The sequence below is a fragment of the Mesoplasma melaleucae genome, from assembly GCF_002804105.1.
GTDB lineage: Bacteria > Bacillota_I > Bacilli_A > Mycoplasmatales > Mycoplasmataceae > Mesoplasma > Mesoplasma melaleucae.
Window position 1 is genome coordinate 290,821 of record NZ_CP024964.1, and the last position, 13,178, is coordinate 303,998.

Sequence of the window (13,178 nt, forward strand, 5' to 3'; positions counted from 1 at the left end):
TTTTAATTTTATAAAATTAAAACACCAAAATGGTGTTTTAACAAATTATTCTACTGCAATTATGAAACTGTAAACTTTTTGCCCACCTTCAATAATTTCATATTCAACGTCAAAATTTTCGTCTAAAAACTTTCTTAATTGACTAACACTTTTTGCTGATGCATCTTGCCCAATGAAAATAGTGATAATTTCTGTTTTATTTGTAATAAATCTTGATAATTGTTTTTCAAATAAAATACCTATATCATTTGCTGTTCCAACAATTTTTCCATCAACAATAGCCATTTGTTGGTCTTTTTTAATTTTAATTTGATTAACAACAGAATCTTTTGCAGCTTGTGAAACTTGGAATGAAACCACGTTTTTAATAGCTGATGTAATTGCTTTTGTATTTTTTACTGTTGTTGCAGATGGATCAAAAGATAATGCTGCGGTCATACCTTGTTGAATTGTTTTTGTTGGTATTACAATAATTTTTGATTTAGTTTCTTCTTTTTCAGCTTGTTTAGCTGCCAATAGCACGTTTCCATTGTTTGGCATTAAGTAAACTGTTTTAGCATCAACATCTTCGATTGCTTTTAAGAAATCATTTGTTGATGGGTTCATTTTTGAACCTCCATCAATTGCAATATCAATTCCAAGTTCTTTTTCAAAGTATTTTTTCATTTCAGGTGAAGAAACAACTGCAATAGTTGCATATTCATTATTAAGTCTTCTTTCAAGTTTAATAGTTGTTGTTTCTTGTCATGATGAACCTTCAGTTCCTTTAACTTGTTTATCAGCTTGTAAATTCATGTTATCAACTTTAATAGTTTTAAAATCACCATATTGTTGTAAGAACATTAAAACTTGTCCTGGACTTAAAGCATGAGTATGAACTTTTAAAATATCTTCATCAATAACAACAACGATTGAAGTATTACCATAAATTTGTAATTGATCTTTAATCGCACTAGTTTGTAATTTATCAATTCATTCTTGATTTAACATTACAATTCCTTCAGTACAGTAACCAAATTCAGCCTCAATTTCCATTTCTATGTTTCCACCTTCGTTAATTTCAAGCTTATCTGTTTTTGCAATAATTTCGTTTAATTGTATTACTGAGTTCATTCCTTCTAGGAATTTAACTAGTCCATATGCTCCTGAGTCAACAACCCCTACATCTTTTAAGGCTTGTAGCAAGTTAGGAGTATTTTCAAGTGTTTGATTAGCAATAGAAATTATCTTATTTCAAAATTCTTTAATATCCATATCATCAGGTAATAAATCAGATTGCTCTGCTACTTCTCTGATCACTGTTAAAATAGTTCCTTCAACAGGTTTCATAACAGCTCTATATGCAATAATTTTAGATTCTGCAAATCCTTTTTTTCATTCTGCTGCACTTAATTCAGTTGCATCATTCATTCCTTTTGCTAAACCTTTAACAATTTGAGAAAAAATAACACCAGAGTTACCTCTAGCTCCCATGATTAAACCTCTAGCAAATACATTTAAAAATTCACCTATAGTTTTAAATTCTATATCTTTAACATCGTTATATCCATTTGTTGCAGTTAAGTTCATGTTTGTACCTGTGTCACCATCTGGAACAGGAAAAACGTTTAGCTTATCAATATGTGGATAATTGTTGTATAAATTGTTTACTGCACTCGTCATTGCATCTTTAATTAATATTAATTTTTCCATTGTATTCCTTCACCTATTACTTTATTTACTTTATTAAGCTAAATCGTCAACTACGACATCTACCATATATTTCATTGTAAATTTTGAAATTTTTTCTAGCTCATATTTTACTCTAATTTGAATTTCTTTAATAACATCTTTAATGTTAACACCAGATAAGATTATAACATGTATTCTAAAACGAGTAATGTTATCAGTGTTTGTAAATTCAATAGCATTATTGATATCACTTGTTGCAATTTCATCAGCAGAATCTGCATTGAAATTAGAGAATGAAACTACACCAGGAACAGTTACTATAGCGTCCTTAATAACTTTAATAACAGATTTGTCTATTGTATTCACAAAATCACCTTACTTTCACTTATATTATTTTAACAATATTATATAAAAGTTGGGTAAAAAAGCAAAACTTTCTTTATATATGTTGTAATATCTTTTAAATTTTAGTATTATTTTTTTAGTGTTATTAATCTTAACTATAGACAGAGGTGAAATGAGATGGCAAGAAAAGATATGTTAACTGGTAAAAGTGCGTTATCTGGAAATTCAAGATCACATGCTTTAAATGCAACAAAAAGAAAATGAAATCTAAACTTACAAAAAGTTAAAGTTATGGACGAAAACGGTAATGTATTTACTATCAAAGTTTCAGCTAGAACTTTAAGAACATTAAAAAAACAAAACGTTGTTGTAGCTTAATAAATAAAAACACATGCTGATATCGCATGTGTTTTTTTTAAAAATCTTTTCTATTTTCTTTAAAAGTTGTAATTATTTGATCAATGTCATTTTGATTCAATATTTCTTTAATTTCTTCTTTATTTCAATTAAATGCTTTAAGCTCATTAATTAATTTTGTTTGCTTTAAATATTTTTCTAAATATTCAGCAGACTTTAAAAATTCAACAGTTAAAGTAATTAATTTAAATGTATTTTTTTCATTTGAATTATTAATAAGTATATTTCCATATACAAATTTCGAATAACTTTTATATATTTCTCTTTTTCTTTCTTCATTCTTTTGTTGAACTTCTTTTTTAGTTAATCTTTTGGGTGAATCTTCAACTTTTAATTTTGATAATTTTTTATTTAGCTTTTCTTTTTCTAATTCAATTTCTCAACTTGCCATTAAATTAGTTTTTTCAACAATTGCTTTATCTATTTCTTTGTCTTTTTTTAACATATCTAATGTTTGTTTTTCAGTAATTAATTTAAAAGATACTAATAATGAAAAGATATTTAAAGAACACATGAATAATAGTAAGTTTGTAATACCCATTTTTTCTTTTTTGTACGAGATTAAATAAAACACTATTAATGAAACTATTGATAGAATTGGAAGCAATGCTAACACTGCTACAAAAGTTTGTTTTAATGAAATACATACATACATTATGATTGCTACTATCGCTAAACTAAATACTATAGTAAAAATAATATTTAGTATGTTTAATAACAAAATTCTATTAGCTTGTTTTTTCATATTACCTCCGTCATTAAAAATATTTTACCAAAAAAAGTATTATAATTGTTATATGCCTCCTTGGCGGAATTGGCAGACGCATCAGACTCAAAATCTGACGAGGAAACTCGTATCGGTTCGACCCCGATAGGAGGCACCAAAATAAATAAGCAAAGGACTTAGTGTCTTTTTTTATTTAGCTTTAAATTATAAATTGTTTTTATATTAAGTACTTAATATAATTAATGTAAGAAATAGGTGAATATTATGCCATGAAAAATAGTTAAAAATGAAAAAGAAGTTATAGTTTCTCAAGATGAATTAGGTTCTTTTAAAGAAAAAGAAGAAGCAATTATTGAAGCAAAAAAATTAGCAAGAGAACATAAATTAGTTGCTAAAATTTATGATAAAAATGAAAATACTCATTCAACAGATGAAATGACAATTGATTATACAAGTTTTTTCAGCTCACATGAAATTCACGAAAGATCACTTAGTGAATTAAAACTAGCTAAAGCAGAAGTTAACGTTGCTAAATTAGAACTTGAGCAACGAAAAAAAGAATTAAGAAATAATAAAAACGATTATGAAAGAATAACTTTTAAAACAAAAGTTAGAAATGCAAAAATTAGATTAAAGAAAGCAAAATTGAATTTAAAAGCTGCAGAAAAACGAATTAAATTACAAGAAAAAAAGGAAGTTTAACCTTCCTTTTTTTTATTTTGTTGCAATACATATGATTTCTTTGTTATTTTTAATTAACGGGTTTTTGTTTAAAATAAGTGAATTTGAAATGCATGTATTTTCTCATGGTTTTAATAACAAGTTTTTACATTCATATTTAAGATTTTCTAAAGATATATTTGTTTGTTCTTTTGAGAAAAAGCTTAAATATGTGTAAACTTGAAAATTACTGAAATATAATTCAGTTTCACCTGGTTCAAGTTTAAAAATAACAGTATCATCATTAATCATTTTTATTCCATATTTAAACACTAGATTAATAATTGATAAGTTCATATCGTTTCTTCTTGTAGGATTTGCAATAAATAAAATATTAGCTGTTTTAGAAATCTTTTTAGCTTCTATAATTGCCATTTCACCATCTAAATAATCTTTTTCAGACGATAGTTTTTTAATTGTCTTTGCCTTTGATTCAATAAGTGCTAACTCTTCTTGTAAAACATGATCAAAATCTGAGATAGCAAGATCTATTTTTATATTCTTTTCAATTAAATCTAAACAACCTCTTTCAACACCAATAATAAAGTTTTGGTCATTATTAAAGACATTTAAATCAATATTGCTTTTTGAAGTTACTATTAAAATGTTCTTAACCATGTTTTAATGTCTCAACCTTTTTAGTGAAATTATCGCTTTCGAATAAGTAACTTCCTGCAACCATCATTTCAACACCAGCTTTTAATGCTTGTTTGCTTGTTTCTCCATTGATCCCACCATCAATTTCAATCATGAATTTATAATGATTATTTTTTCTTTTTTCAACTAAGTATTCAACTTTAGTTAAAACCTCTGGTATAAATGATTGGCCTCCAAATCCGGGCTCAACACTCATTATTAAGATGTTGTCTAATTTGTCTAATCAAGTATCTAGTACTTTGACTTCTGTTTTTGGTGATACTGCTAAACTAAATTCAATATTGTTTTGTTTACATAACTCATAAAATTTATTTGATTCATCGGTACTCATTGATTCTATATGCATTGTCATCATTGCTGGATTACATTTTATGTAATCAGTAAAGAAATCTTCAAAGCTTTGAGTTTTAACTTTAACCATAAAGTGAATATCAATTTTAAAATTACTTGAATTGGCAATATCTTTTAAAATTTTTGAACCAAAAGTTAAATTTGGGACAAAATCATAATCCATTACATCATAATGAATTCATTCAATTTTAGCCTCCTCACATCTTTTAATTTCAGATTTCAAATCTGCAAAGTTGGCTGATAAAAAACTAGGTGCAATAATTATATTTTTCATTAGTACTTAACCTTTCTGCTAGCAATCTCGTCATAGATTTTTTTATAATCTTCATAAATAAAAGCAGGTAATTGATTGTTTTCAACAGCATTTTTTACACCACATTTATTTTCATGTATATGAATACAATCAATAAATTTACAATCAGAATTAAATTTATTTAAAATTTTTGATGATCTTAAAATATCTTCAATTTCAAGATTCACTAGTTCGAAACTTGAAAATCCTGGTGTATCAGCAATCAATATATTTTCTGGTAAGTTATATATTTTTACATTTGTTGTTGTATGTTTACCTCTATTTAATTTAAGAGATATTTCGTTTGTTCTAATTTGATGGTCTACTAAATAATTATTAAGTGTTGTTGATTTACCAGCACCTGTTTGTCCTGTAAAAAAAGAAACCTTACTAATCAACTTTAATTTTAACTCATTTATTTCATTTTGATAATTCTCATTTTCAATATTATCTAAGATAACAATTTCATAACCTAAATCTTTATACGCATTTACTTTCTCTGTTACTTCTTGAAAATGTTTTGTTTTAACAAGTAATTCATTTTTTGTGAAAAGTAATATTGGTTTAATTTTTTTTGTTTCAATCATGAAAATATACTTATTTAAAATATATGAAGCAAATAATGGTTCGTTTAATGAAGTTACTATAACTACTTGATCGACATTAGCAATTTTGGGTCTGTATATTTCGTTTTTTCTTTCTTCAATTTTTGTGATGTTCCCTTTTAAGTTTTCAATCAATTCAAATTCCACATTATCACCAACTAATGGTTTTATTTGTTTTTTTACATTGCCTTTGATGAAAACTTCATAAATTTCTTGTTCTTTAGTTAAAACATAGCTAACATTGCTATCAATTTGAATTATTTTACCATTCATTTAATATTGACCCCTTACCATAATAATACGAACATCAACATAACAATAATTACAAAAATGGCTACTATAATTGGAACAACTTTTTTGTTAAGAAAATTTTTAAGAAATGCAGTGTATTTTTTGTCATCATTTTCAATTTTCTTTATGTTGTCATTTTTATAAGGTTGATTTTTAATTTTCTTAATTGTATATTTTCCACCACTACCAATTGTTTTAAGAATTTCAGCAACTTCATTAGCTGTCTTATATCTATCAGCAGCATTTTTTTCTAAACATTTCATTATTATATTTTCTAAATTCTTATCAATGGTTGGATTTAATGTACTTGGTTTAATAATTTCTGAAACAAGTGTTTGATTTAATAAATATGCATTACGATCTTTGCGATCTTTATCGTCAGATGGTTCAAATAATTTAGGATCATTAATTTTTATTACTTGTGAGCCTGTAGTGGCCTCATATAGCATAACACCTAACGAATAGATATCTGATTGAAATGAAATTTTATCTTCGTTTGAATTTTCTGATTCAATATATTGCTCAGGTGAAGCAAATCTAGGTGTTCCTGGTGATGTAGGTCTTCTTGTTCTTTGTGCACTACCACCTTCATAAACAAATCCCTTGATGTGTGATATTCCAAAATCTGTGATTTTTATTTTTTTATCTTGAGTTAATAAAATATTTCCTGGTTTAATATCACGATGCACCATGTTCATATCGTGCACTCCTTGTAAACCTAAGGCTATTTCACTAAAATAATAAATAATTTCTTCAAATGTTAAAATACCATCTTTTCCATTTAATAATGATTGAAGTGATTGCCCATCAACATATTCCATTACAATTAGTAAAAAATTATCTCATTGTAAATAATCTTGAATCTTAACAACTCTTGGATTAAAGATTTGAGTTGAATATTTTTTAATTTCATCTTTTATTTCTTGTTCACGAAGTTTATCACTTTCACTTTTGACGTTTGGGACAATCATCATTTTGATTGCATAAAAGTTATCTTTTCCTGATAATGGATTATTTATATCTTTTGCTTTATAAACAAGCCCAAAAGTTCCTCTTCCAATTTGTTCAATTAATAAGTAGTTTCCATTAATTTTTTGATTTGCAAAATAATTATCTGGGATATCATCAATTCTTGAATATTTTTTTGTACTTTCAGTCATATTTATTCCCCCATCATATCAACTATTATTAACGATAAGTTATCAGTTGAAAAATTATTTAATGCGAATTCAATTATTTCTTTAGCTTTTGCTTTTAATCGTTTTTTAGAAGCTAATATTTCAGTAAATGTTTCAGAGTCAATATAATCATGAACACCGTCTGTTGTTAAAGCAAAAGTTCCTACGTTGTCATTGATTAAATATATATCAATTTTAGTATTTTTGTTTGGACCTAAAGCACTTGTTAAAACTTTTCAATATGTCATCTCATTAAATCTAGGTCCTAAAAAGTTTTTAATTTCTTCTTTTCTTTTCTCCCTATTTTCTTTATCATTTCATAAGTTCTGATCAACTGTTACTTGATAAAGTTTTTTGTCTTTCATTTGATATGTTCTTGAATCACCAATGTTAACAACAAAAGCCTTTTTACCAACAAATAAAACAGCTGTTAATGTTGTTCCCATATCATGTGTTTCATAAAATACTTCAACATGATCTTTCATTTGTTGAATAATAGCTTTAATTGAATCTCTTAACCATTGATTAATTTTTGCATCTGATTTATTTAAGAATAATTCTTTTTCAAATAGTTTAATGAATGTATCAACAGCAAGTTTAGACGCTAATTCACCATGAGCATGACCACCCATACCATCACAAATAATAGCAAAAAGACAACCTTCGTTGTTTTCAGCATATCCTAAAGAATCTTGATTTGATTTTCTAATCCTACCAATGTCTGTTAATGATTGAATTTTATATCTCATAAAACTACACGTCCTCAACTTTTTTCTTTTTATATTTTATCATTTTTTCTATATTTCTTTTTTAGTTTTCTTAATAATTCAGGTAACAAAATCAAACTAAAGCATAATATACTTACAGAAAATAAAATTATAGATTTTAAATACTTATTACTACTCTTTTTATTTACCTTAGCATCTCCATTATCTTTTTCACCTTCTATGTTTATAACATAATCATCTTTAGTCGCGTCATCATTACTTTCTTTTAATTATCTTTTATTATAAAAATATTGTTTTTATAATTCCTGAAATATTTCTTTGATGCTTTTCATTAATAAATACTGTTCATTGAGTTTCGGTGTCTTTTTTAAGATCTAAAATAGTATTAAATAAAAATGAATACCATTAAATCGGTTTATAATATATCTTTTATCAACTAATTATAAATCAATAGTATAAATATTTGTTTTCAAGCCTAAATTATTTAGCTTAAATTTTTGAACAAATTTAATTTTAATTGATGGAGTTAACATATTTTTCAAAAAAAGCATCATTTTTAATAACATATGACTTACCACAAGAAACATTCATTTTATATTCTAAATTAAGATTAATTGAAGATAAATCTGAAATATCTTCTTGTAAAAAGTTTATTCCATCAAATAAATAAAAGAAGATATTTGAATTGATACCTTTTATGTCTATTATTTGAACTAGTTGTTCATTAACTATTTTATTTATTTCTTCTAATTGTATACCTGTTCTAGTTGACTCATGCTCTAAAGCTATAGTATCATCTTTCAAAATATCATAATTAATTTTTGGAATTATTGAAATTTTAATTTTATTAATACTTACTGGTCTTTTTTTAAAATACTTTTTATTCATTAAAGTTTTATCTTGTGCTTTGCTATTAGACAATTCTACTGAAAAAATATAATCATCAATTTTGTCTAATCTTGCTGTAACTAACGATTGGCATTTTATAACTTCATTTGAATTTAACTCTTGTATTGATTGTTCATTAATAATTGTTTTAGCGGTCATTTTAAAGTCATAATCAAATTTTAAAGTCATAATCAAGTTGAATTTAGTTTTTATTAGTTATAGCTATATCATTTTTATCAATAATTTGTTCAAGCAATTCAAATTCAATTTTAAAACTAAAATAATAAAAAGAATAATTATTAAAATCTTTTAAATTTATTGAAAAATTATAATTGTAATTGCCTTTTCACAAGTGCACTTGGTTATTTATGTTTTGACTATTTGAAATGTTTACTGAGTACTCCTTGTTAGGGTATTCTACACTCTTATTTTCAATCACTGAATTAAACTGGGAATTTAAATGATTATTTTCAAAAAAGAAAGCGTTAGTAAAAAGTGAAAATATCATAATAATTATTTTAAACATGTAATCACCTCAAGTAATTATTAATAAAAAAAACTTGGATTTTTCCAAGTTAATTAAAAAGTTTTTTTAATTATTAGTTTATTTATGTTTTTTCCTAAATTATGAAACTTAGTTTCATACTCTGTTTGAATATTATTTTTTAAAGCTTCTGCATCTGCATATAAGTCTGTAGTTTGATAAATTAATTCTCAATTTTTATTATCAGCAATCTCTTCTAATGAAAAGGCAAATAAACCATCGTTATCAGTTTTAAACTCTAACAAACCATGTGATTTAATAATATTTGCATAAATATCTAAGAAAGTTCTATATGTTAAACGTTTCTTAGTGTGGCTAGCTTTTGGTCATGGATCTGAAAAGTTTAAATAAGTCTTATCGATTGATTCTTTTGTAAAAATATCAGATAAATCTTCTGCAAAATCATTAAAGTATTTTAAGTTTGATATTTCACGATTTTGTTGTTGAAATTCAGTAATAGTTTTTTTCAATGCGACACCAACAACTGTTTCTTCTTTTTCCATTCCAATGAAATTTATATTGTGTTCTTGCAGCGCATGTTTAGTAATAAAATTACCTTTACCACATCCAATTTCAAGATGCACTGGTTGATTTTTATTTTCAAATAAATCACCTAAATTAATTTTTGAGGTTTTATCTCATTTAATTAAATACTTTTCATTATTTGCTAAATATTCCTTTACTCAAGGTTTATTTCTTAGTCTCATATATTCTCCTAAACTATAATTAATGCAAATCCAATAAATACTAATACACACATGATATCAACAAGACTTGTAATTAATGGTGATGATGCAATAGTTGGGTCCTTTTTAAGTTTTTTTAATACTAATGGCAATAGAATTCCTAATAAGTTTGCTAATATAGCAACAACAAGAATTCCTAGTGTTGAAAATAAAATGATCATTCATGATGTTGAACTAATTGACCCATTATCTTGAACAGCGTAGATGATTAAAAGTCTTATAACATTAATAAATGCTAGTGTAATACCTAATAAAGCTCCAACAACAAGTTCTTTTCCTAAAATATTTTTGATTTCTTTTTTATGAACTTGGTTTAAAGCAAGTGATCTAATCATCATTAATGATGATTGGTTTGCAATGTTTCCAGAAATCCCTGCTACCACAATTAAAATTGGTAACATCATGATAATTTCTTTTCCTTTTTCTAAATCATTTAGTCCTGGCACTAAGTTGAACATTAAAATCATGATTACATGAGTGATAATTCCAATTAATAATAAAATTGATAATCAAATAACTCTTGATTTATACATTTTGTAAATATTAGTTTCAAAATAATCTGAATCAACATCATCTGCATCAATTCCTGCAAAATTTTGAATATCTTCTGTTGATTCTTCAACTAAAACGTCAATCACATCATCAACTGTAATGATTCCTACTAATTCTTGATTTTTATTTACTACTGGTAAAGTGTTGATATCATATCGTTTAAAGTAGTTTGCTACTTCTTCTTGATCCATTTCAACATTAACATTAATTAACTTAGTATTCATAATATCACCAAGTTTAGTTGATTGTTCATTGATTAGCAATTGTTTTAATTCAATTCACCCTAACAATTTGTTTTGTTCATCAATAATAAATAAGTCATCAATCTCATCATATTCATCATGACGACGTTTAATAGCTTTAATTGCCATTTCTACGGTGTTATCTGCTTTTAATTCAGTAAAATTGATACTCATTATGGCACCAGCTGTATGTTCTTTATATTTAAGAATATTGTTTAATTCTTTACGCACATCTTTTGTAGTTGCTTTTAAAATCTTTTTAACAACTTCAATTCGCATTTCATCAATTAAATCAATAATGTCATCAGTATAAAGTTCATCTAAGATTTCTTGAATTTCAGTATTAGTAAAAGCTTCAATAATATATTCTTGATCTTCTGAATTTAAATATGTGAAAATTTCAGCTGCTTCTTCAATTTCAAGCAGTCTAAAAATTTTTAACACTTTTTTACTTTCAAATTGTTCCATTGCTTCAGCAAAGTCAACAAATTGAGTTTCCTTCGAAATATTTCTTAGTTTTTTTACATCTTTTTCAGCTAATGCATTTTCTATCTGTTCTTCAATATGGTCTAGTTTTATCATAAAATCCTTTCATGAACTTATTTTATTAATATATTGTATAATAAATTTATGGGGATGTCTTGGTTTCGACAGGATACTCTGGTCATATAATAGCAGTGGTGTGGTAGACCATAAGACTTCTAGGTTTGATAAAATGCAAACAAAAACGAAGAAAACACAAACGAAGTTCCAGCATTTATTTTAGCAGGACAAGCAAATTACGCTTTTGCTTAATTTGACTTTAAATATAAAAATATAAACGTTTGGCAATTTTTAGTAGTCTTGGAATCTATTAATTATTGTGTATACCAATTCCAATAGAAGTTATGATCGTAATAAATAATTTTGAAACTCAATTACGGATGTTATATTAGTCTTTTGATAATTTTATTTAGTATAGCAAATTAGAAAATTATCTAAACTGTAGAAATTATATGATTATGTATTTTGGACGTGGGTTCGATTCCCACCATCTCCACCATTATTAAATAAAAAAACAGCCTAGTTAAAATAACTAGGCTTTTAATTTATTATTTTTAATTCTCTTAAATCTTTGTATACTGCATCAAATAGTTCAGTTTGCACTATTTTATTATTACCAGGATAACTTGAACTTAAAAATGTCATAGTAATTTTATTTTTAGGATCAACAAGCCCTGCACTACCTAAGGCTCCATCTCAACCAAACTCTCCGATTTCAGTTAATGGTGTATGTTCATTTTTTAATCTTACTCTAACACCATAACCATATGAATAGTCTTTATTAAAAGTTCATCTAAAAGTTGCTTTTTTATCATTTAATTGATCTTTTCTCATTTCATTTAGTAATTCTTCTTCAATAAATTGAATATCACTAATCTTACCATCAATTAAAAAGTTTAAAAATCTTGTATAGTCATTAGCTGTTGAAAACAAACCACTTCCGCCAAGACAAGCATGCGGTTCTTTGTTAGTAAAAGGCATTAAAAAGTGAAAATTTTTATTTAAAGTTAATTTATTTCCTTGCATAGTTTTAGCAAATTCATAGACTTCTGTTTTACGAGTTAAATCTTTTACATAAAAACCTGTATCTTTCATATTAAGCGGTTCAAAGATATTATCTTGTAGAAATTCACTAAAATTTTGCTTTGCAACCTTTTCAATAATTCCACTAATAACGTCTAATGAAATACCATAATGTCATTCTTCTCCAGGTTTTGAAATTACCTCAGCATTACTTACTATTTCACAAAAGTCTTGTAATGAAATGTTTTCATTTTCAACTTTATCAAAAGCATGTTTTATTTCTTTTCCACTTTCTGAGTTATTTCAAAAGTATGTTAAACCAGAAGTCATATTTAATAAGTGTTTAATTTTAATTTCTTGATTAAAATTAGGATAAAACTTATTAATTTGATCTTCAAGACTTAATAAACCTCTTTGAATTAATAACAAACAAGCAGCAGCAGTAATAGGCTTTGTCATTGAATAAAGCGCAAAGATATTATCCTTTTTGAGCTTTAATTTTTTTTCAATATTTGAATATCCAAAATTATTAAAATAAATTTCTTGGTTATCTTTTGTTATTTTTATTACCATTCCATTGAATAATTTATTATTTATAAAATCTTTAATTTTTAATTCTGTGTTCTTTCAATTCATAATTTTGTCCTATACTATGTTT

The 13,178-nt window shown here is 25.6% G+C and carries 15 protein-coding genes, 1 tRNA gene and 1 other RNA gene; 4 read left to right on the forward strand and 13 right to left on the reverse strand.

Features of this window, described 5'->3' with window-relative positions; genetic code table 4:
- Window positions 1-45 precede the first annotated feature (45 nt).
- Both EMELA_RS01435 and EMELA_RS01440 read right to left on the reverse strand, forming a co-directional pair.
- On the reverse strand, window positions 46-1,692 hold the full coding sequence (locus tag EMELA_RS01435; RefSeq protein WP_028124422.1) for a DAK2 domain-containing protein: 1,647 nt from the start codon (window positions 1,690-1,692) through the stop codon (window positions 46-48).
- A gap of 33 nt (window positions 1,693-1,725) precedes the next feature.
- Complete coding sequence (locus EMELA_RS01440) at window positions 1,726-2,037, reverse strand: Asp23/Gls24 family envelope stress response protein (RefSeq protein WP_028124423.1); 312 nt, start codon at window positions 2,035-2,037, stop codon at window positions 1,726-1,728.
- 156 nt (window positions 2,038-2,193) lie between these two features.
- On the opposite strand from EMELA_RS01440, the gene rpmB reads away from it, so the two are divergent.
- Window positions 2,194-2,394 carry a 50S ribosomal protein L28 gene (gene rpmB / locus EMELA_RS01445; RefSeq protein ID WP_011183124.1) on the forward strand — a complete coding sequence of 67 codons (201 nt, stop codon included), beginning with the start codon at window positions 2,194-2,196 and terminating at the stop codon, window positions 2,392-2,394.
- A 37-nt stretch (window positions 2,395-2,431) separates the two neighbouring features.
- On the opposite strand, the gene EMELA_RS01450 is transcribed toward rpmB, so the two are convergent.
- On the reverse strand, window positions 2,432-3,178 hold the full coding sequence (locus tag EMELA_RS01450) for a hypothetical protein (RefSeq protein ID WP_028124424.1): 747 nt from the start codon (window positions 3,176-3,178) through the stop codon (window positions 2,432-2,434).
- 54 nt (window positions 3,179-3,232) lie between these two features.
- Between EMELA_RS01450 and EMELA_RS01455 the strand changes: the two genes are divergently transcribed.
- Together EMELA_RS01455 and EMELA_RS01460 are read left to right on the forward strand one after the other, a co-directional pair.
- Window positions 3,233-3,317, forward strand: a tRNA-Leu gene (locus EMELA_RS01455).
- Window positions 3,318-3,424: 107 nt separating this feature from the next.
- Entirely contained in the window at window positions 3,425-3,862 is a 438-nt protein-coding gene (locus EMELA_RS01460; RefSeq protein WP_028124425.1) for a hypothetical protein, read from the forward strand.
- A 12-nt stretch (window positions 3,863-3,874) separates the two neighbouring features.
- On the opposite strand, the gene EMELA_RS01465 is transcribed toward EMELA_RS01460, so the two are convergent.
- From EMELA_RS01465 to mgtE, 9 genes are all read right to left on the reverse strand, one after another.
- Window positions 3,875-4,498, reverse strand: a complete 624-nt coding sequence (locus EMELA_RS01465; RefSeq protein WP_028124426.1) for a thiamine diphosphokinase — start codon at window positions 4,496-4,498, stop codon at window positions 3,875-3,877.
- Window positions 4,491-5,162, reverse strand: a complete 672-nt coding sequence (rpe, locus tag EMELA_RS01470; protein ID WP_028124427.1) for a ribulose-phosphate 3-epimerase — start codon at window positions 5,160-5,162, stop codon at window positions 4,491-4,493. The genes EMELA_RS01465 and rpe overlap by 8 nt, the downstream gene beginning before the upstream one ends.
- A complete protein-coding gene (rsgA, locus tag EMELA_RS01475) occupies window positions 5,162-6,058 on the reverse strand; it encodes a ribosome small subunit-dependent GTPase A (protein WP_028124428.1) in 897 nt (298 codons plus the stop codon). The genes rpe and rsgA overlap by 1 nt, the downstream gene beginning before the upstream one ends.
- A gap of 14 nt (window positions 6,059-6,072) precedes the next feature.
- Window positions 6,073-7,236, reverse strand: a complete 1,164-nt coding sequence (locus EMELA_RS01480; RefSeq protein WP_028124429.1) for a serine/threonine-protein kinase — start codon at window positions 7,234-7,236, stop codon at window positions 6,073-6,075.
- Window positions 7,237-7,238: 2 nt separating this feature from the next.
- Window positions 7,239-8,003, reverse strand: coding sequence for a PP2C family protein-serine/threonine phosphatase (locus EMELA_RS01485; protein ID WP_028124430.1), 765 nt, complete (start codon window positions 8,001-8,003; stop codon window positions 7,239-7,241).
- A 492-nt stretch (window positions 8,004-8,495) separates the two neighbouring features.
- On the reverse strand, window positions 8,496-9,059 hold the full coding sequence (locus EMELA_RS01490) for a hypothetical protein (RefSeq protein WP_028124431.1): 564 nt from the start codon (window positions 9,057-9,059) through the stop codon (window positions 8,496-8,498).
- 13 nt (window positions 9,060-9,072) lie between these two features.
- Window positions 9,073-9,396 (reverse strand): hypothetical protein, encoded by a 324-nt coding sequence (locus EMELA_RS01495; protein WP_028124432.1) that lies wholly within the window; start codon window positions 9,394-9,396, stop codon window positions 9,073-9,075.
- Window positions 9,397-9,449: 53 nt separating this feature from the next.
- Window positions 9,450-10,121 carry a tRNA (guanosine(46)-N7)-methyltransferase TrmB gene (gene trmB, locus EMELA_RS01500; protein ID WP_028124433.1) on the reverse strand — a complete coding sequence of 224 codons (672 nt, stop codon included), beginning with the start codon at window positions 10,119-10,121 and terminating at the stop codon, window positions 9,450-9,452.
- Between the two features lie 8 nt (window positions 10,122-10,129).
- Window positions 10,130-11,536: a magnesium transporter gene (gene mgtE, locus EMELA_RS01505; RefSeq protein WP_028124434.1), complete on the reverse strand. Its 1,407-nt coding sequence runs from the start codon at window positions 11,534-11,536 to the stop codon at window positions 10,130-10,132.
- A 50-nt stretch (window positions 11,537-11,586) separates the two neighbouring features.
- On the opposite strand from mgtE, the gene ssrA reads away from it, so the two are divergent.
- Window positions 11,587-11,996: a transfer-messenger RNA gene (ssrA, locus tag EMELA_RS01510) on the forward strand.
- 41 nt (window positions 11,997-12,037) lie between these two features.
- On the opposite strand, the gene EMELA_RS01515 is transcribed toward ssrA, so the two are convergent.
- A complete protein-coding gene (locus EMELA_RS01515; protein ID WP_028124435.1) occupies window positions 12,038-13,156 on the reverse strand; it encodes a serine hydrolase domain-containing protein in 1,119 nt (372 codons plus the stop codon).
- Between the last annotated feature and the right edge of the window lie 22 nt (window positions 13,157-13,178).